This window comes from Klenkia taihuensis, assembly GCF_900112525.1.
Lineage (GTDB): Bacteria > Actinomycetota > Actinomycetes > Mycobacteriales > Geodermatophilaceae > Klenkia > Klenkia taihuensis.
In genome coordinates this window covers 130,731-154,425 of the sequence record NZ_FOMD01000004.1, presented here as the reverse complement: position 1 = coordinate 154,425, position 23,695 = coordinate 130,731, and the positions used below count along the sequence as shown (strand labels likewise).

The following is a 23,695-nucleotide window of genomic DNA, read 5'->3' as shown; positions in this document are numbered from 1 at the left end:
CCCCGGTTAACGTGCGGCCATGCTGGCTGCCTTCGTGTCGACCCCGTCCGCCGACGACCCGCTGTCCGTGCTGGAGGTGGGCGAGCGCCCGGCCCCCGAGGCCCGCGACGGGTGGGTGACCGTCGACGTGAAGGCGGCCTCGCTCAACCACCACGACCTGTTCAGCCTGCGCGGCGTCGGCCTCCCGCAGGAGCGGATGCCCATGACCCTGGGCTGCGACGCCGCCGGCACCGACCCCGACGGCAACGAGGTGATCGTGCACGCGGTCGTCCCGGGCACCCCCGGCTGGTCCGGTGACGAGACGCTGGACCCCAAGCGCACCCTGCTCTCCGAACTGCACCAGGGCACGCTGGCCGAGCAGGTGCTGGTCCCGGCCCGCAACGTGCTGCCCAAGCCCGCCGACCTGTCCTTCGCCGAGGCCGCCTGCCTGCCCACCGCCTGGCTGACCGCCTACCGGATGCTCTTCGTCAAGGCCGGGCTGCAGCCGGGCCAGACCGTGCTGGTGCAGGGCGCCTCCGGCGGCGTGGCGACCGCGCTCATCGCCCTCGGCCGGGTCGCCGGCTACCGGATGTGGGTGACCGGCCGGTCGGAGGAGAAGCGGGCCGCCGCGCTCGCGCTCGGTGCGGACCAGGCCTTCGAGACCGGCGCCCGCCTGCCCGGGCGGGTCGACGCGGTCATGGAGACCGTCGGCAAGGCGACCTGGTCGCACAGCGTCAAGTCGCTCAAGCCCGGCGGGGTGATCGTCACCTCCGGCGCCACCACCGGCTTCGACCCCTCCGCCGAGCTGAACCGGGTGTTCTTCACCCAGCTGCGGGTCATCGGCTCGACCATGGGCACCCGCACCGAGCTGGAGCAGCTGGTCCAGCTGTGCGCCACCACCGGGCTGCGCCCGCAGATCGACGTGGAGCTGCCGCTGGCGCAGGCCCGCGACGGGTTCGAGCGGATGCTCGAGGGCCGCACCAACGGCAAGATCGTCTTCACCGTCTGACGTCGGCGGCCGCCGTCCGGAGCAGCAGGACGGCGGCCACCGCGGCCAGCCCGGCCGCGACCGCCGCACCGGCGAAGACGGTGTGCAGCTGGGTGAGCACGGCGGCGTCCACGGCCCGGTCGTAGGGCGCGCAGTCGGCCGGGGTGTCGGGGCAGGTGACCAGCGGGCTGGGGATCGCCCGGACCACCTCCGTGAACCGGCGCAGGGCGATCGCGGTCAGCAGCGACAGCCCGACCAGCATGCCCACCGTGCGGGCCACCACGACCAGCGCGCTGGCGCTGCCGTGCACCCGCGACGGCGTCACCGCCAGCAGCACCGCGTTCACCGGTGCGACGGCCAGCCCGAACCCGAGACCGGCGGCCAGCAGCGCGACCGTGGAGGTCCAGCCGTCCAGCGACGTGGCGTCCCACCGGGTCATGGCCACGAACGCCAGGGCCGCCAGGGCCATGCCGGTCGCGGCGATCCACCGCGGTGCGGTGCGCCGGCACAGCCAGCCACCGGCGACCGCGCCCACCGGGACGGCGACGAGCAGCTCCACCAGCACCAACGCGGCACCCAGCTGGTCGGTCTCGGTGGTGGCCCGGGCGAACAGCGGCACGTCGACCAGGGCGGCCACCAGCGCCACCCCGACCAGCAGGTTGACCACGAGCGCGCCCCACGCGCCGACCGGCCGCAGCTCGGTCAGCGGCAGCAGCGGCTCCGCCGTCCGGCGCTCGTGCAGCACGAACGCGACCGCCGCGACCGCCGCCAGCGGCAGCAGCACAGGGCCGTGCGCCACCACCTCGGTGGCCGGGTCGGCGGCGGCGAACGCCCAGACCAGGCTGCCCAGGGCCACCACCACGAGGACGGCGCCCAGGACGTCGACCTCCCGGGCCAGCGCCGGCAGCCCGCGAAGCGGCAGCACCGGGTGCGCGGCGGCGAGCGACCGCGCCACCAGCCCGGCCGCCGCGAGGCCGGCCACGAGCACCAGCGGCGTCGTCCACCCCTGGGACGGGAGGACCGGGACCCAGCCCAGCCCCAGGGTGACATCGGTGACCAGCGGCTCGGGCTCGGCGAGCTGGAGGGCCAGCGCCGCCGCGGCGACCACCGCGCAGGCCACACCGGCCAGGTCGCGGCCGGGCCGGCGCGGACCCGTCACCCGCAGCGCCACGGCCAGCCCGACGCCGAGGACCAGGTTGAGCCAGAAGATCGCCCGCCAGTCCGCGATCGCCAGCACCGCGGCCCCGGCCAGCGGCCCGAGCACCGCACCCGCCTCCTGCACCGCGCCGACCACGCCGAGCGGGACGGCCCGGCGGTCCGGCGGCCACCGGTCGGCGACCAGCGCCAGGGTGGCCGGCACCAGCCCGCCGGCGCCGATGCCCTGCAGGCCCCGCCCGAGCACCGCCGGGCCCAGCGAGTCGGCGGTGGCGGTCAGCAGGGACCCCAGCGCGAACAGCAGCAGGCAGCCCACCAGGACGGGGAGCCGGCCGCGCAGGTCGGCGAGGCGGCCCAGCAGCGGCAGGGTGGCGGTGTAGCCGAGCAGGAAGCCCCCGATGATCGGGGTGGCCTCCTGGAGCTGGTCGAGCCCGACGCCCACCCCGGTGAGGATGTCGGGCAGGGCGAGCACGACGACGTAGGTGTCGGCCGCCGAGACCAGGACCGCCAGCGTCGCCAGGACGACGGCGGCCCGCCCCGGCGCCGCGACCTCAGCCGGTGGGCGGTGCGGTGACGGAGACATCGGCCCCGTAGTCCGACAGCACGATCGTGTAGCTGCCCTCGGCGTCGGCGGAGAAGAACGGCCCGGTCAGCTGCACCTGGCGCAGCTGCCCGCTGTCGGTGGCGACGGAGTAGACGGCGTCGACGTCCTGCGCCGGGTCCTCGCTGGTGAGCAGGTCGGCCACGAGCTGGCCGGGCAGCGTGCCGCTGACCTGGCGCACCACCTCGCCGTCGACCCGGGACTCCTCCCCCAGGGTCGGCTCCTCGGTCGCGGTGAGCAGCTGGCTGATGCCGGACTCGGGGTCCAGCAGCGCGCCGGGGTCGCCGACGCCGATGGTGGCCGGGTCGACGACGGAGAACCCGCTGGTCAGCGGCAGCTGGGCGTAGACGGTGCCGTCGACGGAGACGACCTGCACGTCGACGGCGCTGCCCAGGGCCTGCACCTGCAGCGTGCCCCGGAACGAGGCGGGCCGGGCGATGTCGCCCTCGCCGCCGAGCAGGGCGGAGCCGCTGCCGGTCGCGCCGTCGCTGGTGAGCACGAAGTGCGCGCTGGAGGCGTCGTCCAGGGTGGTCTTGGCCCGGGACAGCAGGTCGCCGGGTGACTCGTCGGAGCTGCCGCCGCCGCAGCCGGCCAGGGCCAGCGCGGTGAGCAGCACCGCCGCCGTCGCTCGCAGTCGCACGTGCCCTCCCCGTCGGCCCCGGGGTGGGACCCGGCCGGACAGTAGCGCGGGACCCCGACGGTTCAGCCGACGAGCGCGGCGATCCGCCGGGCCAGGTTGTCGCGGTCCTTGTGCGGGACGGCGTCGAGCGCGGGCTCGACCTCGACCAGCCGGGACCGCTGCGTGGTGAGCGCCCGGAAGAGGGTGCCGGCGGTGACGCCGTGGCCGGGGCGGTGCACGACCTCGACGCGGTCGCCGGCGCCGACGTCCCCGGTGCGCAGCACCCGCAGGTAGGCCCCGCTCGCGCCGTGCGCGGTGAACCGCTTCACCAGGTCGGGCACGTCCCAGAAGCGGGCGAAGTTGGCGCACGGGATGCGCGGCGCGGTGACCTCGAACAGGGCGCTGCCCACTGCCCAGTGCTCGCCCAGCACGGCGCCGGTCAGGTCGAGCCCCGTCGTCCGCAGGTTCTCCCCGAAGGACCCGGCCGGCAGGTCGCGGTCGAGCTCGGCCTCCCACCAGGCGGCGTCCTCGGCGGCGTAGGCGTAGACCGCCTGGCCCTCGCCGCCGTGGTGCTTGCGGTTGACCTGCCGGTCCCCGTCCAGCGTCTCCTCGAGGACGGCGACCCGGCCGGTGACCGGGCGCTTGCGGATGCCGGTCGACGCGGGCCGCTTGCCCGGCAGGGGCAGCAGGTCGCTGCCCGAGACGCAGACGGCCTCGACCCGGCCGGTCACTTCTTGGCGGGCTCGGCGTTGGAGAGCGCGGCGACGAACGCCTCCTGGGGGACCTCGACGCGGCCGACCATCTTCATCCGCTTCTTGCCCTCCTTCTGCTTCTCCAGCAGCTTGCGCTTGCGCGAGATGTCACCGCCGTAGCACTTGGCGAGGACGTCCTTGCGGATCGCGCGGACGGTCTCGCGGGCGATCACCCGGGCGCCGACGGCGGCCTGGATGGGCACCTCGAACTGCTGGCGCGGGATGAGCTCGCGCAGCTTGCCGGCCATCATCACGCCGTAGCTGTAGGCCTTGTCCTTGTGCACGATCGAGGAGAAGGCGTCCACGGCCTCGCCCTGGAGCAGGATGTCGACCTTGACCAGGTCGGCCTGCTGCTCGCCGGCCTCGGCGTAGTCGAGGCTGGCGTAGCCGCGGGTGCGGGACTTCAGCGCGTCGAAGAAGTCGAAGATGATCTCGCCGAGGGGCAGCGTGTAGCGCAGCTCGACGCGGGACTCCGACAGGTAGTCCATGCCCGACAGCGACCCGCGCCGGCTCTGGCAGAGCTCCATGATCGTGCCGGTGTAGTCGCTGGGGGCGATCACCGTGGCGTTGACGATCGGCTCGTAGATCGCGCTCATCTTGCCGTGCGGCCAGTCGCTGGGGTTGGTGACGACGTGCTCGCTGCCGTCCTCCATCTCCACCCGGTAGACCACGTTGGGCGCGGTGGAGATGAGGCTGAGGTTGCTCTCGCGCTCGAGCCGCTCGCGCACGATCTCAAGGTGCAGCAGGCCCAGGAAGCCGACCCGGAACCCGAAGCCCAGCGCCGCCGACGTCTCGGGCTCGTAGGTCAGCGCCGCGTCGTTGAGCAGCAGCTTGTCCAGCGCCTCGCGCAGCAGCTGGTAGTCGCTGCCGTCGACCGGGTAGAGGCCGGAGTAGACCATGGGCTTGGGGTCGGAGTACCCGCCGATCGCCTCGGTGGCCGCAGCGTGCTGCAGGGTGACGGTGTCCCCGACCTTGGACTGGCGGACGTCCTTCACGCCGGTGATGAAGTAGCCCACCTCGCCGACGCCGAGGCCGTCGACCGGCTTGGGCTCGGGTGAGATGACGCCGATCTCGAGCAGCTCGTGGGTGGCGCCGGTGGACATCATCTTGATCCGGTCGCGGCTGTTGATCCGGCCGTCGACCACGCGGACGTAGGTGATGACGCCGCGGTAGATGTCGTAGACGGAGTCGAAGATCATCGCGCGGGCGGGGCCCTCGTCGACGCCGGTGGGCGCCGGGATCTGCTCCACGATGCGGTCGAGCAGCTCGGGCACGCCCTCGCCGGTCTTGCCGCTGACCCGCAGCACGTCGTCGGGGTCGCAGCCGATGATGTGCGCGATCTCCGCGGCGTACTTCTCCGGCTGGGCGGCCGGCAGGTCGATCTTGTTGAGCACCGGGATGATCGTCAGGTCGTTCTCGATCGCCAGGTAGAGGTTCGCCAGCGTCTGCGCCTCGATGCCCTGCGCGGCGTCGACCAGCAGCACCGCGCCCTCGCAGGCGGCCAGCGAGCGGGACACCTCGTAGGTGAAGTCCACGTGGCCCGGGGTGTCGATCATGTCCAGCACGTGCTCGACGCCGGCGTGCTCACCGGCGCGCGGGGCCCACGGCAGCCGCACGTTCTGCGACTTGATGGTGATGCCGCGTTCGCGCTCGATGTCCATGCGGTCGAGGTACTGGGCGCGCATCTGGCGCGCCTCGATGATCCCGGTGACCTCGAGCATCCGGTCGGCCAACGTCGACTTGCCGTGGTCGATGTGGGCGATGATGCAGAAGTTCCGGATGCGGGCCGGGTCGGTGCGGGCGGGAGCAGTCACAGTGCTGCCATGGTCCCACGTCGCGGCCACCAGCTGGCGCACCACCGGGACCCGGGCGCGCACCGCGCACGTGGTGCGCACCGCACCGGCCGCCGCTGGGCACGCCCCGGGCGGGCTGGTAGCCTGGCGAACCGGTCCGCAGGACGCCTGATGCGCTGTGGACGCTCGAGAAGACTTTCCCCGAGAAGACCCAGAGGCTCACGCGTGGCGAACATCAAGTCCCAGATCAAGCGGATCAAGACCAACGAGAAGGCGCGTCAGCGCAACGTCGCGGTCAAGTCCGCCCTGAAGACGTCGGTCCGTCGGTTCCACACCGCCGCCGAGTCCGGGGACAAGGACGCCGCCGGCACCGCGCTGCGCAACGCGAGCAAGCTGCTGGACAAGGCCGTCAGCAAGGGCGTCATCCACAAGAACCAGGCCGCCAACCGCAAGTCGGCGCTGGCCAAGCAGGCCGCCTCGCTCTGAGGCCGACCGCCTCGTCGACGAGCCCCCCTCCCCGGTCACCGGGGACGGGGGCTCGTCGCGTTCCGGGGTCGGGCTCAGCGGCGCGGGCCGCGGCCGGCGCCCGCGGTGGCGCGCAGCTCCACGATCCGCCGCACCGCCCGCTCGAGCGCGTAGTCCGCGCTCGCCGCGACACCCTTGACGTCGGCGTTCAGCTCGGCGGCCACGCCCACGGCCTGCTGCAGCGCCGGGATGCTCCAGCCCCGGGACTGGGCGAGCGCCTTCTTGACCTTCCACGGCGGCATCTTCAGCTGGCGGGCCAGGTCACCGACGTTCGAGCTGCCGACCGAGGCCACCCGGGCCGCGGTGCGGACCCCGTCGGCGATGGCGTCGGCCACCAGCACGTGCGGCACGCCCCGGTCCAGCGCCCACCGCAACATCTCGATGGAGCCCGCGTTGTCGCCCACCAGCACCCGCTCGGCGACGGTGAACCCGGTGACCTCGGCCTGACCGCGGTGGAACCGGGCGACCGCGTCGGCGTCGATCGAGCCGCCGAAGTCCGACACCAGCTGGCTGGCCGCCGCCGACAGCGACCGCAGGTCGTTGCCGACCGCGTCCAGCAGGGCGTTGGCCGCGTCGGCGGTGATGCGCCCGCCCACCCGGCGGACCTCGTTGCGCACGAAGCTCATCCGGTCGCCGGGTGAGCTCAGCTTGGCGCAGGTGTCCTCGGTGGCGCCGGCCTGGCGGAAGGCCTGCAGCAGGGCCTCGTTGCGCTTGCCGCCGGCGTGCACCAGCACCAGGGTCAGCTCGGGGTCGGGGTCCTTGGCGTAGCTGACCAGTGAGTCGACCAGCGCGGCCGCGGACTCCTGCACACCGGAGACGACCACCAGCCGGTGGCCGCCGAACAGCGACGGCGCCAGCACGTCGGCCAGGTCCCCCACCGGGAGCCCGGCGGCGGTGAGCTCGTGCTCCTCGTAGGCGGGGTCGAGCTGGCGGACCGCGGCCCGCACCTCGGCGACCGCCCGCGAGCGCAGCAGCTCCTCCTCCCCCACGACCAGGCGCAGCCGGGACAGCGGGGGCGGCGCGGAGGCGGTCTGCGGCACGCGGCCATCGTGTCACGGGGCACCGACGGTCCCGGCCGCGTCGAGCGGCGGTGGGCACCGCCGGCACGGGCGCGGTGGCCACCGCGCGCTGGACGTCGTCGACACCGCGGGCGCTCACGCCCCAACCGCCGGCGTCGCCGACGACGGCGACGTCGCCGTCGAGGTCGGTGCGGTGCACCGCGACGCCGTCCGCGGCCAGGAGGTCCAGCAGCCGCGGCGCGGGGTGGCCGTAGTCGTTGTCCGCGCCGACGGAGACCAGCGCCACCCGCGCGCCGACCGCGGCGAGGAACCCCGGGTCGACGTCCCCGCTGCCGTGGTGCGGGACCTTGAGCACGTCGGCGCGCAGGTTGAGCCCGTCGGCGAGCAGCCGCGCCTCGCGGTCGGCGCCCAGGTCGCCGGTGAGCAGGGTGGTGATCCCGTGCTGGGTGACCCGGGCCAGCACCGACAGCGCGTTCGCGTCGGCACCGGGCCGGGCGTCGGCCTCGTCGGGCGCGAGCACCTGCAGGGTCGCCGTCCCCACGGTGCGGACCGTGCCGGCCGGCAGCACGGTCAGCCGCGCCCCGGCTGCGGCGACCTCCCGCGCGACCGGCGCGAGGCGGTCCTCGGTGGGGGCGAGCACGCCGGTGGCCACCTCCCCCACCGCGCGGCCGGCGAGCGCGCCGGGCAGGCCGGTGACGTGGTCGGCGTCCAGGTGGGACAGCAGCACGAGCGGCAACCGCTCGACCCCGAGGAGGGTCAGGCAGCCGTCGACGAGCTCGGGGTCGGGTCCGGCGTCGACGAGCACCGCCTCGCCCTCGCCGGTCGGGAACACCAGGGCGTCCCCCTGCCCGACGTCGCAGGCCACCACCACGGAGCCGGGGACCGGCCAGCCGTCGGCCAGCTGCCGGGCCGGCCACCCGATCGCCACGGCACCCACGAGCCCGGCCAGCGCCAGGGGGCGGGCCCGCGGCCACCGGACCAGGACGGCGGCCCCGCCCGCGACCAGCGCGACGAGGAGCAGCGCACCGCCCGCGCCGGCGGGCCAGCCGAAGGCGCCGTCGGGGACGGCGGCGGCGCGGTCGGCGACCAGCACCAGCCAGCGGGTGGGCCAGCCGGCCAGCCACACCAGCAGGTCGGCCAGCTCGGGGCTGACCGGGCCGGCGAGCACGGCCAGCAGGCCCAGCACGGTGGCCGGGGCGACCGCGGGCGCGGCGAGCAGGTTCGCCGGCAGGGAGACCAGGCTGACCAGCCCGGACAGCCCGGCCACCAGCGGTGCGGTCACCAGCCCGGCCGCAGCGCTGACGGCCAGCGCGTCGGCCAGCGGTCCCGGCAGTCCGCGCCGGCGCACCGCGCGGGACCACCCGGGCGCGAGCAGGACGATGCCGGCCGTGGCGGCCACCGAGAGCGCGAAGCCGCCGTCCCGGGCCAGCGCGGGGTCGACGAGCAGCAGGACGCAGACCGACGCGGCGAGCGCGGGCACGGCGACCCGGGTGCGCCCGGAGGCCAGGGCCAGCAGGGTGACCGCGCCCATCGCGGCGGCCCGCACGACGCTGGCCGTCGGCCGTGCCAGCAGGACGAACCCCACGAGGCCCGCCAGCCCGAGCACGGCCTGCCACCGGCGGTCCACCGCCCGGCGGCGCAGCGGCCACAGCAGGAGGGCCAGCACGATCGCCACGTTGGCCCCGGACACGGCGGTGAGGTGGCCGAGCCCGGCGCGCCGGAAGTCGCTGGTGACGCCGGGCTGCATGGCGGTGGTGTCCCCGACCACCAGGCCGGGCAGCAGGCCGGCCTCGTCGGCGGGCAGCACCCGGGCGGCCGCGTCGCCGAGACCGGCGCGCAGCTCCCCCGCGACGTCCTGGGCCAGCCCGGCTCCTGCCACCACCTCCGGCGGCCCGCGGGCGCTGAGCACCGCCACGACGTCGTCGCCGTCCTCGGCCGGGCGCACCGTCGCGCGGACGGTCACCCGGGTGCCGGGCAGGGTGCCGGCCCAGTCGTCGGCCGCACCGAACAGCAGCACCGCGGCCGGTCGCTGCCCGGGCCCGTCGAGGACCCGTTCGACGGTCCCGGTCACCAGCACCCGCGGTGGTCCGAGCCCGGCGGCCAGCGCACGGGGGTCCTCGTCGACGTCGAGCAGGACCGTCACGGTGGCGCCGCGCTCGGCCAGCTCCAGCAGGGGCGAGGCGCTGCGCTCCGCCCCGCGGACGGCACCGGTGGCCGATGCGACGAGGACACCGGCCAGGGCGGCGAGCACCACCCGGCGGACCGGGCCCCGCCGCCCCCACCGGCCCACGCCTGCCGCGAGCACGGCGGCGGCGACCGCCAGGGCCACCGCCGCTGCCGAGCCCGTCCCGGCCAGCGCGAGCGTGGTGGACCAGACCGCCACGGCGGGGGGCACCAGCCGCAGGTCCGTCCAGGACCACCGGTCCTCGACCCGCCGACGCTGCACCCGCACGGCCGCGACGCTAGGGACGGCCCGGCCTCCGGGACCCGTCGCCGGCGAGGTGGTGGACGGGCACCACGGTTGTGGACGGCGGGCCGCACGCCGCCCTCCGGTCTGCTAGGGCCGGGCGCCCCACCGGTCGGCGTGCACCGCGTCGGCGAGCGGCCGGCGCCGGCGCCACCCGTGCCGCTCCAGGTCGGGGACCTCCTGCAGCCGGTCGACCGGGCCGACGCACAGCCACGCGACCGGGCGCACGTGGTCGGGGATGCCGAGCAGCTCGCGCAGGAACGGCTCGCGGTAGAACGACACCCAGCCCACGCCCCAGCCCTCCGCGGTCGCGGCCAGCCAGAGGTTCTGCACCGCCAGGCAGGTGGAGTACAGGCCGGTGTCGGCGATGGCGTGCCGACCGAGGACCGCGGGCGCACCGCGCGTGGGGTCGTAGGTGACGACGACGCCGAGGCTGGCCTCCCGGACGCCCTCGACGGAGATCCGCGCGAACACCTCGGACCGCTCGGCGTCCAGCCCGGCGGCGAACGCCTCGCGCTCTGCGGCCACGTGGGCCTGGAAGCGTGCGCGCAACCCCTGGTCGCGGACCAGCACGAAGTCCCACGGCTGGGTCATCCCGACGCTGGGCGCGGCGTGGGCTGCGGTCAGCACCCGCTCGAGGGCGGCGGGGTCCACCGGGGCGCCGGTGAACTCGCGGCGCACGTCGCGGCGGCGGTGGATGACCTCGTGCAGCCCTGGGTCCATGCCCCCATCACACACCGGAGGGGTCAGACGGTCACCAGCGGGGAGACCTCCGCGAACAGGGACGGCCCGATGCCGCTGACGTCGTCGAGCTCCTGCACGCTGCCGAACGGGCCGTGCTGCGCCCGGTGGTCGAGGATGCGCTGGGCCAGGACCGGGCCGATGCCCGGCAGCGCGTCGAGGTCGGCCAGCGCAGCGGTGTTCAGGTCGACGAGCCCGCCAGGCGCGGGCCCGCCTGCCGCCGCACCGGGCGCCGCACCCGGGACGCCGACCGCGACCTGCTGGCCGTCGACCAGCAGCGCCGCGGCGTTGACCGTGGCCGGGTCGGTGCCGGGCAGGAGGCCCCCGGCCGCAGCCAGCGCGTCCGCGACCCGGGAGCCCGCCGGCAGGGTGACCAGGCCCGGGCTGGCCACCTGACCGACCACGGCCACCACGACGACGTCGGCAGGGGCGCCGCCGGCGTCGGCACCGGACGGCGACGTGGTGCTCGCAGCGGGTGCCGCCGGGACCGAGGGCGCCGGGTCGGGTGCAGCCGTCACCTCCGGGCGGCTGGTCCAGCTCCACAGGGCGACCGCGACGGCGGCGAGGACGGCGACCAGCCAGAGGCTGCGGGTGCCGACCGGTCCTGGGTCCAGCCGGGTCGACGGGCCCGCGGCCCGGTGCCGGCCGGACCCTGCCCCCTCGGGTCGCTCCGCGGCGGCCGGTCCGTGGTCGTGGGGCGGGTCGAGCGACCAGGCGTCGTCCTCGGGGTCGGCCCCGTCGTCGAGTGCGTCGTCCGACCCGGTGCCCCGCCGGTGGGCGTCGCGGGGGCCGGGCGGGTCGTCGTCGGGGACCCAGCCCGGTCGGGCCGACCCCTCGGCCAGCAGGGCGCGCAGGCGCGCGCGGATCACGTCGGCGTCGTCGGCCCGCCTCGGGGAGAACAGCACGGCGCGGACCGTAGGGCCCCGGCCGACCCGGTGGGCCCCGTCGCCGACATCTGTGGACAGGACCCCCAGCTGTGGATGGCACCATGCAGCCCCATGCCGCTCCGGGTCACCCTGCCGCGGTGGACCCGACCTGCGACCCGACCGGACGCCGCGCTGCTCGCGGCGCTGGTGGCACTGGTCGGCGGCGTGCTGGTCGAGCTGCTGCCCGTGGGCGGTGGCGACCTGGTCGCGCAGCGGTGGTGGCAGTCCTGGGCCGCCTCCGCCGGTGGGCACCCGGTCGACCTGGCCTGGTACGCCGGCTCGCCGGCCGTCTCCTACAGCCTGCTGGCCCCCTGGGTGCTGGCCCTGGTCGGCCCGGCGGTGGCGGGGGTGGTCAGCAGCACCACGGGCGCCTGGGCGACGACCCGGCTGCTGGTCCGCGGCGGAGCGGCCCGGCCGACGGCGGTGGCGGTGGTGAGCGCGCTGGCGTTCCTGGCCGACCAGCTGTCGGGCCGGACGACGTTCGCGATGGGCGCGGCGGCAGGTCTGCTGGCGCTGGTGGCGGTGCAGCACCGGCTGGGTCGGCCGACCCGGTGCCGGGTTCTCGCGGCCGGGTCGCTGGCGGCGGTGGCGGGGGCGCTCAGCCCGGTGGCGGCCGTTCTCCTCGGCCTCGCTGCCGTGGCGTGGTGGGCGGTCGCCGCACGGAGGTCACGGAGCGGGTGGACGGCCGTGGCGGTCCTGCTGGCGGGGGCCGGCGTACCGCTGCTGGTGATGGTGGCGCTGGGCGCGTCCGGGGGACCGATGACCGGCAGCGCGCACCAGATGCTGGCGGCGGTGCTCGCGGCGCTGGTGGTGCTGGCCGTGGTCGGCCGACGTCTGCCCGTCGTGCGCGCCGGGGCGGCGCTGACCGTCCTGGCCCTGCTGGCGGCGTGGCTGGTGCCCGACCCGATGGGCTCGAACACGACGCGCCTGGTGCTGCTTTTCGCGGTGCCGGTGCTGGTGGCGGTCCCGGGCCGGTCGACGGTGCTGGTGGCGCTGGCCGCGGTGCTGGTGACCTGGCTGCTGCCACCGCTCGTGCCCCAGGACCTGGTCCCGAGGGACACCGGGCCGGTGGAGCGGGCCGCGGCGCCGCTGCTGGCGGAGCTGGGACGCCGAGGTCCGGTGGGCCGGGTGGAGGTGGTGCCGCTGGCCGACCACTCGGACGCCGCGATGGGCGCGCAGGTGCCGTTGGCCCGGGGGTGGACCCGCCAGCTGGACCTCGCCCGGAACCCCCTGTTCTACGACGGCGGGCTGGACGCCGGCTCCTACCTGGCCTGGTTGCGCGCGCGGGGCGTCTCCTACGTCGCGCTGTCGACGCAGCGTCCCGACTGGGCCGGCCGCGAGGAGGCGGCCCTGGTCCGCGGCGGGGTGCCGGGGCTGGACCGGGTGTGGTCGGACGGCACCTGGTCGCTGTACGCCGTCGACGGGCCGGGCCTGGTGCTGGACGGCGACGCGCAGGTGGTGGCCAGTGGCCGCACCGACCTGGTGCTCTCGGTCGGTGGCGGCGACGTGCTGCTGTCGATGTTCTGGGACGACCGGCTGACGCTGGTCGGTGACGGCTGCCTGGAGCCGGGCCCCGCGGAGGGCACGGTGCGCCTCCGCGCACCCTCGGCCGGGACGGTCACGGTGACCAGCGGCTGGCGCACGTCCGGCCGTTGCTGACCTCCGTGGCCCGGCCCTCGGCGGCCGGGTCCCCGGCGGTCAGTCCGCGACGGCGGCCGGGGTCGCGGTGGGGTCGACGACGACGCCCAGCGCACCCGGCCCGACGTGCGCCCCGATCGCCGCCCCCAGCTCGCTGACGTGCAGGTCCCGGAGCCCCGGCACCCGCTCGCGCAGCTGGTCGGCGAGCGCGTCCGCGCGGGCGGCCGCGGCGAGGTGGTGCACGGCGAGGGAGACCGGCCTGTCACCGCAGAGGTCGGCCACCCGCTGCACCAGCTTGGCCACCGCGCGCGACGTCGTCCGCACCTTCTCCAGCGCGACGATCCGGCCGTCCTGGACGTGCAGCACCGGCCGGACCGACAGCGCGGTGCCGAGCACGGCCGCGGCCGGCCCGATCCGCCCGCCCCGGCGCAGGTGCTCCAGCGTGTCGAGCACGAACAGGGTGCTGGAGGCGTCTGCGGTGCTCTGGGCCAACCGGGCGACCTCCGCTGCCTCGGCGCCCCCGGCGGCGGCCCGGGCCGCGGCGAGCACGGCGAACCCGGTGCCCATCGCGGCGGTGCGGCTGTCGACGACCGTCACCACGTGCTCGCCGACCTGGGCGGCGGCGGTGCGCGCGGCGTCCCAGGTACCGGACAGCTCGCTGGACAGGTGCACCGAGACGATGCGGTCGGCCCCGGCGTCCAGGCGCCGCCGGTAGGCCGCCACGAAGTCCCCCGGCGTCGGCCGGGACGTGGTGACCTGCTGGCCCCTCACCGCGAGGGTGCGGGCGACCTCCGCCGGTCCCACGTCGATGCCCTCGCGGCCCGAGCGGCCGGTGAGCACGACGTAGAGCGGGACCACCTCGATGCCGAGCTCGTCGACGAGCTGCCCGGGCAGGTAGGCCGTGGAGTCGGTGACCACGGCGACGGGCATGGGCGCGAGGCTAACCGGCCCGCAGCTGCGGCTTCAGGACAGGGCGTCGGCGTCGGTCGGCGCGGGCGGCGCCTCGTCGGGTGTCGCCCCGGCGCGGACCACGCCGCCGTCCCCGGGGGCGGCCTCGGGCACCCCGGCTGCCTCCGCGACGTCCGGGGCCCCGTCGGCTCCCGAGCGCCGCGGCACGCCGGGCGCACCCCCGGTCGCCGACGCGTTGTGCCGCAGCACCCGCCACCGGCTGCCCTGGTGCGCCAGCTCGGTCCAGTGGCAGTTGCCCAGCGGGCCGAAGACGCGGCGGTGCTCCGGTCCCAACCCGAGCAGGGCCTCGATGAGCCGGCCCCCGGTGCCGCCGTGGGTGACCAGCACGGCCACCGGCGCCGACGGCAGGTCGGCGAGTGCGGCCAGCGCGCGACGGGTGACGTCGGCGGGGTCCTCCCCGCCGCGGCCGCGGACAGGCCGGCCCGCCGTCCAGTCGGCGTACTGCTCGGGCAGGTCGCGGGCGACGTCCTCGCGGGTGCGGCCCTCCCAGCTGCCCAGGCCGTGCTCGCGCAGGCGGGGCTCCACCCGCAGCGGCGTGCCGAGCGCGTCGGCCAGGGTCTGCGCGGTGTCCCGGGCCCGCACCAGGTCACTGGTCACGACGAGGGCGCCCGCGGGCAGCTCGGCGGCCAGGGCGTCCGCGGCCCGCCGGGCCTGCTCCCGCCCGGTGCCGTCCAGCGGCGGGTCGAGCTGGCCCTGGAAGCGCCCGCTGGCGTTCCACTCCGTCCGGCCGTGCCGCCAGACGAGGACCCGCTCGACGGTCGGTGCGGTCTGCTCCCCCGTGCCGTCGCTCACCGGTCGGCGTCGGCCTGCGCGGACCCGTCGGCGTCCGGCGCCCCGTCCGCCCCTGCCGCCCCGGCCGGCGGCAACGCGCTGTCGGTGAAGGGGATGACCGGGCAGTCCTTCCAGAGCCGCTCGAGGGAGTAGTAGGCCCGCTCCTCGGCGTGCTGCACGTGCACCACGACGTCGACGAAGTCCAGCAGCACCCAGCGGGACTCGGCCACGCCCTCGCGGCGCACCGCCTTGATCCCGTGCTCGCGCAGCCGGTCCTCGACCTCGTCGACGATGGACTGCACCTGGCGCTCGTTGGGGGCCGACGCGAGGACGAAGGCGTCGGTGATGGCCAGCCGGTCGCTGACGTCGACGATCGACACGTCGGTGGCGAGCTTGTCGGCGGCGGCCTGGGCGGCCAGCAGCGCGGTCTCGCGGGCCTCGGTCGAGGCGGTCATCGGGGGATCTCCTGGAGCTCGGGGGTGCCGGGGTCGGGGTCGACCGCCGGCGGGGGAACGGGGGCGTCGGCGTGACGGACGCCGGTGCCGGGCAGCAGCTGCCCGGGCGGGGTGGCGGGGATGCCGTCGCGGTACAGGCCGCGCTTCTCGATGTACTGCACCACGCCGTCGGGGACGAGGTACCAGACCGGCATGCCCCGCCGGACCCGGTCACGGCAGTCGGTCGAGCTGATCGCCAGCGCCGGGATCTCCACCAGGCTGACCCGGTCGGCCGGCAGGTCGGCGCTGGCCAGCTGGTAGCCGGGCCGGGTGACGCCGACGAAGTGGGCCAGGTCGAACAGCCGCTCGGTGTCCCGCCAGCCCACGATCTGGGCCAGCGCGTCGGCGCCGGTGATGAAGAACAGCTCCGCGTCCGGCCGCTGCCGGTGCAGGTCGGTGAGGGTGTCGATGGTGTAGGTGGTCGTGCCGCGGTCGACGTCGACCCGGCTGACGGAGAACCGCGGGTTGGACGCGGTGGCGATGACGGTCATGAGGTAGCGGTCCTCGGCGTGGCTGACCTGCCGGTCGGCCTTCTGCCAGGGCTCGCCGGTGGGCACGAAGACCACCTCGTCGAGCTCGAACAGGCTCGCCACCTCGCTGGCGGCGACCAGGTGACCGTGGTGCACCGGGTCGAAGGTGCCACCCATCACGCCCAGTCGACTGCCCGCCACCTCAGCAGCGTAGCCCGGTCCGCACGCGGCCCACGGAGCGATCGCGCAGGTCCGTGGGGCGCGCGTGCGGGCCGACCGGCCCCCGCCTCCTCGGCGGGGGGCCGGCCGGCCCGCCCGGCCGGCGCCCCCGTGTCGCCGGCCGGCCGACCGGTTGCCCGGGCGGCGCGCGAAGGCATCCCTGCCTCCGCGCTGACCAACGGCACGGGACCGACTCGGTTACGGCCGCACCCGGAGAAATGTTCGTCGTCCGCCGTGGGATCGAACCCAGGGCGGTTCAGAGGGTGGTGACGAAGTCCGCGAGCTGGGCTGCGTTCCGGACCTCGATCATCGGGATGACCTCGGCGTACCGGTCGGCCGCGGAGTCCCCGCTCCCCCACAGCCGGGCCGGCTCCGGGTTCAGCCAGTACGCCGACCGCGACCGCCGCACCAGGTCGGCCAGCACCGGCAACCCGGGCTGCCGGTAGTTCGTCCGGCCGTCGCCGAGGACCAGCAGCGACGTCTTCGGGCCCACCGCGCTCGCCCACCGCTCGGCGAACACCCCGAGGGCGTTGCCGTAGTCGCTGTGCCCGTCGAAGGTCACCACCTCGGCCTCGCGGCCGATCCGCTGCACCGCGTCGGCGACGTCGGCGCCGGGGGCGAAGAACCGGGTGACCTCGTCGGTGGAGTCCACGAACGCGAAGGCACGGACGCCGGAGAAGTGCTCGCGCAGCGCCTGGGTGAGCATCAGCGTGAAGTGGCTGAAGCCGGCCACCGACCCGCTGATGTCGCACAGCACGACGAGCTCGGGCTTGTGCACCGTCCGCGGCTTGTGGTGCGTCACCACGGGCACCCCGCCGGTGGCCAGCGACGCCCGGACGGTGCGCCGGAAGTCCAGCCGGCCCTCCCGGCCCATCCGGCGCTTGGCCGACAGCCGCGCGGCCAGCCGCCGGGCCAGCGGCGCCACGGACCGGCGCAGCTCGGCCAGGTCGGCGGACTGGGCCCGCAGGAAGTCCACCTGGTCGGCCAGCGGCTTGACCGCCGTCCGGGCCACCCGGTCGCGGCCGCGCTCGGCGGCCGAGCGGCGCCGGACCTCGGCCTCGACCGCGGCGCGGAAGGCGGCCAGCCGCTCGCGGACGGTCTGCCGGGCCACCTGCTCGGCCAGCCCGCCGCGGTCGGCACCGCCGAGCAGGCCGTCCAGCAGCTGGGAGACCAGGGTGTCCGGGGACAGCGCGCGCAGCACCCGGTAGGAGAAGAAGGACTGACCGGACGCCGAGGGCTGGCCCTGGCCGAGCTGGTCGACGGCGAGCCGGGCGAACCGGCGCAACGCCTCCTCGTCGCCGTCCAGCAGCCGGCGCAGCAGCTCCTCGCGCAGCTGCGCGGCCAGGGCCGCCTGCCGCTCCGCGTCGGTGCTCCCGTCGTCGGGGACGGCCTCGACGTCGTCGCCGTCCTCGGCGGGCACCTCCGGCCGGTCCGACAGCGGCCACCACAGGTCGAACAGCACGTCGTAGGTCTGCCGCTGGGCGGCCCGCTGCAGCAGGACGGCGGCCAGCCCGTGGCGCAGCTGCTCCCGGTCCAGCAGGTCGACGGCGGTGAGCACCTGCGCGGCGTCGACGGCGGCCGAGATGCCCACCGGGATGCCGGCCTCGCGCACCGCGCGCACGAAGCCGTCGAGGTGGGCCGGGAGGCCGCCGTCGGTCATCAGTTCAGCCGCAGCTCGGCGGCGGCCCGGGTCTGGTCGCTGGCGTGCTTGAGCACCACGCCGAGGGTCTCGCGGACCTCGTCGTTGCCCAGGGTGTCCAGGCCGAGGGCGAGCAGGGTCTGCGCCCAGTCCAGGGTCTCGGAGATCGACGGGGACTTCTTCAGCTCCATCGCCCGCAGCGCCCGCACGGTGCGCACCAGCTGCTCGGCCAGCGCCGGCGCGAGCTCGGGCACCCGGGACAGCACGATCTCCCGCTCCCGCTCCGCGCTGGGGTAGTCCAGCGCGAGGTACAGGCAGCGGCGCTTGAGCGCCTCGGACAGCTCGCGGGTGGCGTTGGAGGTCAGCACCACCATCGGCCGCCGGGTGGCCACGATCGTGCCGATCTCGGGGATGGTGACCTGGAAGTCGCTGAGCACCTCCAGCAGCAGGCCCTCGACCTCGACGTCGGCCTTGTCGGTCTCGTCGATGAGCAGCACGGTGGGGTCCTCGCGCCGGATGGCGGTCAGCAGCGGCCGGGAGAGCAGGAACTCCTCGCCGAACACGTCGTCGTGCAGCTCGCCCCAGTCGGCGCCGTCGGTGCCCTGGGAGGCCTGGATGCGCAGCAGCTGCTTCTTGTAGTTCCACTCGTACAGCGCGCGGGCCTCGTCCAGGCCCTCGTAGCACTGCAGCCGGATCAGGTCCGACGACGTCGCGGTGGCCAGGGCCTTGGCGAGCTCGGTCTTGCCGGTGCCGGCCGGGCCCTCCACCAGCAGCGGCTTGCCCAGCCGGTCGGCCAGGAACACCGTGGTGGCGATCTGGGCGTCGGGGAGGTACCCGGCCGCGGCCAGCCGCGCGGACACGTCCGCGACGTCGGCGAACCGGGCTGCCTGCTGCGCGTGCGTCACGGGGCTCCTATCGGGTGTGGCCGGAACCGGTCACGACGTAGGTGGTGGAGGTCAGCTCGGGCAGGCCGAGCGGGCCGCGGGCGTGCAGCTTCTGGGTGGAGATGCCGATCTCGGCGCCGAACCCGAACTCGCCGCCGTCGGTGAACCGGGTCGAGGCGTTGACCAGCACCGCGGCGGCGTCCACCCCGGCGACGAAGACCGAGATCGCCGCGGCGGAGTCGGCGAGGATCGCCTCGGAGTGCCCGCTCCCCCACGCAGCGATGTGGTCCAGCGCGGCGTCGACGTCGTCGACCACCCGCACGGCCATGTCCATCGACAGGTACTCGGTGGCCCAGTCCTCGTCGGTCGCGGGGACGACGGCGTCGTGCGCGGTGCGGGTGGTGTCGTCGCCGTGAAGGGTGACCCCGGCCTCGACCAGCGCGGCCAGCAGCCGGTCGAGCTGCGGGTAGTCCCGGTGCACCAGCAGGGTCTCGGCGGAGTTGCAGACGCTGACCCGGTGGGTCTTGGCGTTGAGGACGACGGCCTCGGCCATCGCCGGGTCGGCGGAGGCGTCGACGTAGACGTGGCAGTTGCCCACGCCGGTCTCGATGACCGGCACCGTGGACTCCCGGACGACCCGCTGGATCAGCTCGGCGCCACCGCGCGGGATGACGACGTCCACCAGGCCGCGGGCGTTGAGCAGCTCCCCGACGCTGGCCCGCTCGGCGGGCAGCAGCTGCACGCTGTCGGCCGGCAGCCCGGCCTTGGCGGCGGCCTCGGAGAGCACCTGCACCAGGGCGACGTTGGTCCGGTAGGCCGAGGCCGACCCGCGCAGCAGCGCGGCGTTGCCGCTCTTCAGGCACAGGCCGGCGGCGTCGACGGTCACGTTGGGCCGGGCCTCGTAGACGATGCCGACCACGCCGAGCGGGACCCGGACCTGGCGCAGCTGCAGCCCGTTCTCCAGGGTCGACCCGCGGACGACGTCGCCCACCGGGTCGGGCAGCGCGACGAGCTGGCGCAGCGCCTCGGCCACCCCGGCGACCCGGTCGGCGTCCAGCCGCAGCCGGTCGAGCATCGCGTCGGGCGTGCCCCCGTCCCGGGCGGCCTCGACGTCGGCGGCGTTGGCGGCCAGCACGTCGTCGGTGTGCGCGACGAGGGCGTCGGCCATCGCCAGCAGGGCGCCGTCCTTGGCGGCCGTCGGCAGCGTGCGCAGCACCCGGGCAGCGGTGCGGGCGCGACGGGCGGCGTCGCCGATCAGGGGCAGCTCGACCTCGGGCACGCGGCCGAGCTTACGCAACCGTCAGCGTTGACCGTCCGGGAAACCGGATGACCTGTGTCCACCGCCTGCCTACCGTGCGCAGGCATGACCGAGGTGCCCGCGCTCCGCGACGGCGGCGTGCTGCTGCGTGCGCACACCGAGGCCGACCTCGACGCGGTGTGGGAGCAGTGCCAGGACCCGGACATGCAGCGGTTCACCACCGTCCCGGTCCCCTACGCCCGCGAGGACGCGGCCTGGTTCCTCGAGCACGTGCGGCGAGGCTGGGAGGACGGCAGCGCGGCGTCCTGGGCGATCGAGGTGGACGGCCGGTTCGCCGGCAGCGTCGACCTGCGCTTCGGCGAGGGCTGGGCGTCGATCGGCTACGGCCTGCACCCCTGGGCCCGCGGTCGCGGGGTGATGACGACCGCCGCCGGACTGGCACTGGGGTGGGGGTTCGGCGAGCGGGACCTGGTCGGCGTCCGGTGGGAGGCCCTCGTCGGGAACACCGCGTCCCGGCGGGTGGCCGAGAGGAACGGCTTCCTCGTCGAGGGCACCGCGCGCGGGTCGTCGGTGGCCCGGGGCCAGCGGCACGACGCCTGGATCGGCAGCCTGCTCGCCGACGAGTGGCGGGCCCGCCGCACCACCCGATGACCCGGCGCGGAGCTGCCGTCAGCCGCGGAGGGCGCGCAACGCCGCCTTGCGGGCGTCGCCGGTCAGCCGGTCGAGGAAGACCGTGCCGTCGAGGTGGTCGACCTCGTGCTGCAGGCAGCGGGCCATCAGGCCCTCGCCCTCCAGCCGGAGCGGCTCGCCGTGGACGTCGAAGCCCTCGGCCGCGCACCACATCGCCCGCACGGTGGGGGCGTACAGGCCGGGGACCGACAGGCAGCCCTCGTCGCCGTCCTGGGTCTCCTCGCTGCGCTCGACGATCACCGGGTTGACCAGGTGGCCGATCCGGTCGTCGACGTTGTAGGAGAACACCCGCAGCGAGACGCCGATCTGGTTGGCCGCCAGGCCCGCCCGGCCGGGGTGGTCGACGGTCTCCTCCAGGTCGCGCACCAGCGCGGCCAGCGAGGCGTCGAAGGCGCGCACCGGGTCGCAGGGGGTGCGCAGCACCGGGTCACCGAGCTCACGGAGGGGACGGACGGCCACGCGGGGATCCTCTCAGGCGCCCGCGCGGGTGCGGACGAGCACCATCTCGTCGCGGTGCACCACCTCGCGCCGGTGCTCGGGGTCCAGCTCCCCGGTCTTGCGGCCCAGCAGCGCCGGCAGCTCGCGGGCGTCGTAGGAGACGAGCCCCCGGGCGACCACCACGCCGTCCGGCCCGACCAGCTCGACGGGGTCGTCGGCCAGGAAGTCCCCGGCCACCCCGGTGATGCCGGCGGCCAGCAGCGAGGCGCCGCGCTCGCGGACCGCGGCGACCGCGCCGGCGTCCAGCAGCACCTGCCCGCGGGGGCGGGAGGCGTAGCGCAGCCAGAACTGCCGGGCCGAGGGACGGCGGCCGTGGGCGGGGAACAGCGTGCCCACCGGCTCCCCAGCCAGCGCGGCCGCGGCCTGCGCGGTCGAGGTGACGACGACGGGGACGCCGGCGCGCGCGGCGATGAACGCCGCCTCGACCTTGGTCGCCATGCCGCCGGTGCCCACGCCGTTGCGCGACGCCGAGCCCAGCACCACCGACGCCAGCTCGGCGGGGTCGGCGACGGTGTCGATGCGCGACGCCGCGCCCTCGCGGGGGTCGCCGTCGTAGACCGCGTCGATGTCGGACAGCAGCACCAGCGCATCGGCCACCGCGAGGTGGGCCACCAGCGCGGCCAGCCGGTCGTTGTCGCCGAACCGGATCTCCTCGGTGGCCACCGTGTCGTTCTCGTTGACCACGGGGACGACGCCGAGGGCCAGCAGGCGGTCGACGGTCTGCCGGGCGTTGCGGTAGTGCCCGCGTCGGGTCAGGTCGTCGGCGGTGAGCAGCACCTGGCCCACCGTGGCGCCGTGCGCGGCGAAGGCCTCGGCGTAGGCGGCCATCAGCCGCAGCTGGCCGACGCTGGCCGCGGCCTGCGCGGTGGCCAGGTCCCGGGGCCGCCCGGTGATGCCCAGCGGCGCCAGCCCGGTGCCGATGGCGCCGGAGGAGACCAGCACGACCTCCCGGCCCGCGGCCCGCAGCCCGGCCAGGACGTCGACCAGGGCGCGCAGCCGGCCGGCGTCCAGCCCGTCCTCCAGCGAGGTCAGGCTGGAGGAGCCGACCTTGACGACCACCCGGTGCGCACCGGCGACCGCCGCGCGGCTCACGGCTCGTCGTCCCAGCTGGGGTCGTCGTCCTCCGGCTCCAGGAGCTCGTAGGGCGTGCGGCGGCGGCGCTTGGCGGCCAGCCGCTCCTCGGCGCGGGGCCGGTGGTTGCTCTCCAGCCGCGCGTCGGTGCCGCGGCCGCCCAGCCCGGCGGTCTCCTCGACGGTGAGCGTGCCGGCCGGCAGCGTGGGCTCCCAGTCGAAGGTGACGTCGCCGACGGTGATCGCGTCGCCGGGGACGGCGCCGGCCTTGGCCAGCTCGATCTCCACGCCCAGCCGGTTGAGCCGGTCGGCGAGGTAGCCGACGGCCTCGTCGTTGGAGAAGTCGGTCTGCCGGACCCAGCGCTCGGGCTTGAGGCCGAGCACCACCCAGCCGCCGGTGCGGGCGTCGGGCTGCACCCTGAAGCCGCCGTCGTCGACCGCGCGGGGGGTGAGGGTGACCCGGACGGCGTCGGGCGCGGGCAGCGAGGCGCGGTGGGCCTCGACCTCGCGGGCCAGGGCGTAGCCGAACTCGGCCAGGCCCTCGCCGGTGACCGCGCTGATCGGGAAGACCTCGAGCCCGCGGGCCTCCAGCGTCGCGCGGACCAGGTCGACCAGGTCGCGGCCGTCGGGGACGTCGACCTTGTTGAGGACGGCGATGCGCAGCCGGCCGACGAGGTCGAGCTCCTCGTCGTACTCGCGCAGCTCGTGCTCGAGGGCCTCGATGTCGCTCTCGGGGTCGCGGCCGGGCTCCATGGTGGCCATGTCGACCACGTGCACCAGGACGGCGCAGCGCTCGACGTGCCGCAGGAACTGCAGGCCCAGGCCCTTGCCGGTGGAGGCGCCCGGGATGAGGCCGGGGACGTCGGCCATCGTGTAGGTGACGTCGCCGGAGCGGATGACGCCGAGGTTGGGCACCAGCGTGGTGAACGGGTAGTCGGCGATCTTCGGCTTGGCCGCGCTCATGGCGGCGACCAGCGAGGACTTGCCGGCTGAGGGGAACCCGACGAGGCCGACGTCGGCGACGCTCTTGAGCTCGAGGACGGCGTCGACCTCCTCGCCGGGCTCGCCGAGGAGCGCGAAGCCGGGCGCCTTGCGGCGGGCGTTGGCCAGCGCGGCGTTGCCGAGCCCGCCCTTGCCGCCGGCGGCGAGCACCAGCCGGGTGCCCACGCCCATCAGGTCGGCCACGGTCTCCCCGCCGATGGTGACGACGGTGCCCTCGGGGACGCGCAGCACGGCGTCCTCGCCGCGGGCGCCGTTGCGGTGCCCGCCCGCACCGGGCTTGCCGTTGGGCGCCTTCTGGTGCGGGTGGTGGTGGAAGTCCAGCAGCGTGTGCACGCTGGCGTCGACCTCGAGGACGACGTCCCCGCCGTCGCCGCCGTTGCCGCCGTCGGGGCCGCCGAGCGGCTTGAACTTCTCGCGGTGCACGGAGCTCACGCCGTGGCCGCCGTTGCCCGCGGTGACGTGCACGGTCACGCGGTCGACGAACGCGGCCACGGAGGTACCTCTCAGACGATCGGTGGTGCGGACGCA

General features: G+C 75.9%; 21 protein-coding genes and 1 pseudogene. 4 read left to right on the top strand and 18 right to left on the bottom strand.

Annotation, left to right across the window (positions count from 1 at the left end; all coding sequences use genetic code 11):
- The first annotated feature begins 19 nt into the window (after positions 1 to 19).
- Positions 20 to 988 carry a zinc-binding dehydrogenase gene (locus BM158_RS16620; protein WP_091561894.1) on the top strand — a complete coding sequence of 323 codons (969 nt, stop codon included), beginning with the start codon at positions 20 to 22 and terminating at the stop codon, positions 986 to 988.
- Here BM158_RS16620 and BM158_RS16615 read toward each other — a convergent pair.
- The 4 genes from BM158_RS16615 to lepA all read right to left on the bottom strand — a co-directional run bounded on the left by BM158_RS16615 (position 978) and on the right by lepA (position 5,908).
- Complete coding sequence (locus BM158_RS16615) at positions 978 to 2,705, bottom strand: MFS transporter (RefSeq protein ID WP_091561891.1); 1,728 nt, start codon at positions 2,703 to 2,705, stop codon at positions 978 to 980. The two genes, BM158_RS16620 and BM158_RS16615, sit on opposite strands and share 11 nt — an antisense overlap.
- Entirely contained in the window at positions 2,674 to 3,363 is a 690-nt protein-coding gene (locus BM158_RS16610; protein WP_165628985.1) for an LppX_LprAFG lipoprotein, read from the bottom strand. The genes BM158_RS16615 and BM158_RS16610 overlap by 32 nt, the downstream gene beginning before the upstream one ends.
- Before the next feature lie 62 nt (positions 3,364 to 3,425).
- Positions 3,426 to 4,073 (bottom strand): MOSC domain-containing protein, encoded by a 648-nt coding sequence (locus tag BM158_RS16605; protein WP_091561885.1) that lies wholly within the window; start codon positions 4,071 to 4,073, stop codon positions 3,426 to 3,428.
- The gene (lepA, locus tag BM158_RS16600) at positions 4,070 to 5,908 is read right to left on the bottom strand and encodes a translation elongation factor 4 (RefSeq protein WP_091563222.1); all 1,839 of its coding nucleotides are present in this window, start codon (positions 5,906 to 5,908) and stop codon (positions 4,070 to 4,072) included. The genes BM158_RS16605 and lepA overlap by 4 nt, the downstream gene beginning before the upstream one ends.
- A gap of 204 nt (positions 5,909 to 6,112) precedes the next feature.
- Between lepA and rpsT the strand changes: the two genes are divergently transcribed.
- The gene (gene rpsT, locus BM158_RS16595; protein ID WP_091561881.1) at positions 6,113 to 6,373 is read left to right on the top strand and encodes a 30S ribosomal protein S20; all 261 of its coding nucleotides are present in this window, start codon (positions 6,113 to 6,115) and stop codon (positions 6,371 to 6,373) included.
- A gap of 74 nt (positions 6,374 to 6,447) precedes the next feature.
- Here rpsT and holA read toward each other — a convergent pair whose 3' ends face one another.
- The 4 genes and pseudogenes from holA to BM158_RS16575 form a co-directional block, all read right to left on the bottom strand.
- Positions 6,448 to 7,359 carry a DNA polymerase III subunit delta gene (gene holA, locus BM158_RS22875; protein ID WP_423221524.1) on the bottom strand — a complete coding sequence of 304 codons (912 nt, stop codon included), beginning with the start codon at positions 7,357 to 7,359 and terminating at the stop codon, positions 6,448 to 6,450.
- Between the two features lie 760 nt (positions 7,360 to 8,119).
- Positions 8,120 to 9,199 (bottom strand): annotated as a pseudogene (locus tag BM158_RS22870) (ComEC/Rec2 family competence protein); the annotation flags it as partial.
- 789 nt (positions 9,200 to 9,988) lie between these two features.
- Positions 9,989 to 10,621, bottom strand: a complete 633-nt coding sequence (gene bluB / locus BM158_RS16580) for a 5,6-dimethylbenzimidazole synthase (RefSeq protein ID WP_091561870.1) — start codon at positions 10,619 to 10,621, stop codon at positions 9,989 to 9,991.
- Between the two features lie 23 nt (positions 10,622 to 10,644).
- On the bottom strand, positions 10,645 to 11,544 hold the full coding sequence (locus BM158_RS16575) for a ComEA family DNA-binding protein (RefSeq protein ID WP_091561866.1): 900 nt from the start codon (positions 11,542 to 11,544) through the stop codon (positions 10,645 to 10,647).
- A gap of 93 nt (positions 11,545 to 11,637) precedes the next feature.
- Here BM158_RS16575 and BM158_RS16570 point away from each other — a divergent pair, with 93 nt between their 5' ends.
- Positions 11,638 to 13,224 carry a hypothetical protein gene (locus BM158_RS16570; protein ID WP_091561862.1) on the top strand — a complete coding sequence of 529 codons (1,587 nt, stop codon included), beginning with the start codon at positions 11,638 to 11,640 and terminating at the stop codon, positions 13,222 to 13,224.
- A 39-nt stretch (positions 13,225 to 13,263) separates the two neighbouring features.
- On the opposite strand, the gene BM158_RS16565 is transcribed toward BM158_RS16570, so the two are convergent.
- The 7 genes from BM158_RS16565 to BM158_RS16535 all read right to left on the bottom strand — a co-directional run bounded on the left by BM158_RS16565 (position 13,264) and on the right by BM158_RS16535 (position 19,928).
- Positions 13,264 to 14,133, bottom strand: coding sequence for a DegV family protein (locus BM158_RS16565; RefSeq protein ID WP_091561856.1), 870 nt, complete (start codon positions 14,131 to 14,133; stop codon positions 13,264 to 13,266).
- A gap of 33 nt (positions 14,134 to 14,166) precedes the next feature.
- Positions 14,167 to 14,964: a histidine phosphatase family protein gene (locus BM158_RS16560; protein ID WP_091561852.1), complete on the bottom strand. Its 798-nt coding sequence runs from the start codon at positions 14,962 to 14,964 to the stop codon at positions 14,167 to 14,169.
- Positions 14,961 to 15,398 carry a ribosome silencing factor gene (rsfS, locus tag BM158_RS16555; RefSeq protein ID WP_091561845.1) on the bottom strand — a complete coding sequence of 146 codons (438 nt, stop codon included), beginning with the start codon at positions 15,396 to 15,398 and terminating at the stop codon, positions 14,961 to 14,963. The genes BM158_RS16560 and rsfS overlap by 4 nt, the downstream gene beginning before the upstream one ends.
- Positions 15,395 to 16,108, bottom strand: coding sequence for a nicotinate-nucleotide adenylyltransferase (nadD, locus tag BM158_RS16550; protein ID WP_229827831.1), 714 nt, complete (start codon positions 16,106 to 16,108; stop codon positions 15,395 to 15,397). Before nadD ends, rsfS begins: the two co-directional genes overlap by 4 nt.
- A gap of 274 nt (positions 16,109 to 16,382) precedes the next feature.
- Complete coding sequence (locus BM158_RS16545) at positions 16,383 to 17,786, bottom strand: vWA domain-containing protein (RefSeq protein WP_091561835.1); 1,404 nt, start codon at positions 17,784 to 17,786, stop codon at positions 16,383 to 16,385.
- Positions 17,786 to 18,670 (bottom strand): AAA family ATPase, encoded by an 885-nt coding sequence (locus BM158_RS16540; protein WP_091561831.1) that lies wholly within the window; start codon positions 18,668 to 18,670, stop codon positions 17,786 to 17,788. Before BM158_RS16540 ends, BM158_RS16545 begins: the two co-directional genes overlap by 1 nt.
- 7 nt (positions 18,671 to 18,677) lie before the next feature.
- Positions 18,678 to 19,928: a glutamate-5-semialdehyde dehydrogenase gene (locus BM158_RS16535; RefSeq protein WP_091561827.1), complete on the bottom strand. Its 1,251-nt coding sequence runs from the start codon at positions 19,926 to 19,928 to the stop codon at positions 18,678 to 18,680.
- 84 nt (positions 19,929 to 20,012) lie between these two features.
- Here BM158_RS16535 and BM158_RS16530 point away from each other — a divergent pair, with 84 nt between their 5' ends.
- Positions 20,013 to 20,558, top strand: a complete 546-nt coding sequence (locus BM158_RS16530) for a GNAT family N-acetyltransferase (protein WP_091561825.1) — start codon at positions 20,013 to 20,015, stop codon at positions 20,556 to 20,558.
- 18 nt (positions 20,559 to 20,576) lie between these two features.
- Here the strand turns inward: BM158_RS16530 and def are convergent, their stop codons facing one another.
- The 3 genes from def to obgE are packed head-to-tail and all read right to left on the bottom strand — an operon-like array spanning position 20,577 to position 23,659.
- A complete protein-coding gene (gene def, locus BM158_RS16525; protein WP_091561821.1) occupies positions 20,577 to 21,056 on the bottom strand; it encodes a peptide deformylase in 480 nt (159 codons plus the stop codon).
- A gap of 12 nt (positions 21,057 to 21,068) precedes the next feature.
- Positions 21,069 to 22,187 (bottom strand): glutamate 5-kinase, encoded by a 1,119-nt coding sequence (gene proB, locus BM158_RS16520; RefSeq protein WP_191328732.1) that lies wholly within the window; start codon positions 22,185 to 22,187, stop codon positions 21,069 to 21,071.
- Positions 22,184 to 23,659 carry a GTPase ObgE gene (obgE, locus tag BM158_RS16515; RefSeq protein WP_091561812.1) on the bottom strand — a complete coding sequence of 492 codons (1,476 nt, stop codon included), beginning with the start codon at positions 23,657 to 23,659 and terminating at the stop codon, positions 22,184 to 22,186. Before obgE ends, proB begins: the two co-directional genes overlap by 4 nt.
- Between the last annotated feature and the right edge of the window lie 36 nt (positions 23,660 to 23,695).

What these genes read in the sequence shown, in the direction of transcription:
- BM158_RS16565 (WP_091561856.1), bottom strand. Translation starts at nt 14,133, where the DNA reads ATGCCCGTCGCCGTGGTCACCGACTCCACGGCCTACCTGCCCGGGCAG.
- BM158_RS16615 (WP_091561891.1), bottom strand. Translation starts at nt 2,705, where the DNA reads ATGTCTCCGTCACCGCACCGCCCACCGGCTGAGGTCGCGGCGCCGGGG.
- rsfS (WP_091561845.1), bottom strand. Translation starts at nt 15,398, where the DNA reads ATGACCGCCTCGACCGAGGCCCGCGAGACCGCGCTGCTGGCCGCCCAG.
- BM158_RS16620 (WP_091561894.1), top strand. Translation starts at nt 20, where the DNA reads ATGCTGGCTGCCTTCGTGTCGACCCCGTCCGCCGACGACCCGCTGTCC.
- BM158_RS16545 (WP_091561835.1), bottom strand. Translation starts at nt 17,786, where the DNA reads ATGACCGACGGCGGCCTCCCGGCCCACCTCGACGGCTTCGTGCGCGCG.
- BM158_RS16530 (WP_091561825.1), top strand. Translation starts at nt 20,013, where the DNA reads ATGACCGAGGTGCCCGCGCTCCGCGACGGCGGCGTGCTGCTGCGTGCG.
- bluB (WP_091561870.1), bottom strand. Translation starts at nt 10,621, where the DNA reads ATGGACCCAGGGCTGCACGAGGTCATCCACCGCCGCCGCGACGTGCGC.
- BM158_RS16570 (WP_091561862.1), top strand. Translation starts at nt 11,638, where the DNA reads ATGCCGCTCCGGGTCACCCTGCCGCGGTGGACCCGACCTGCGACCCGA.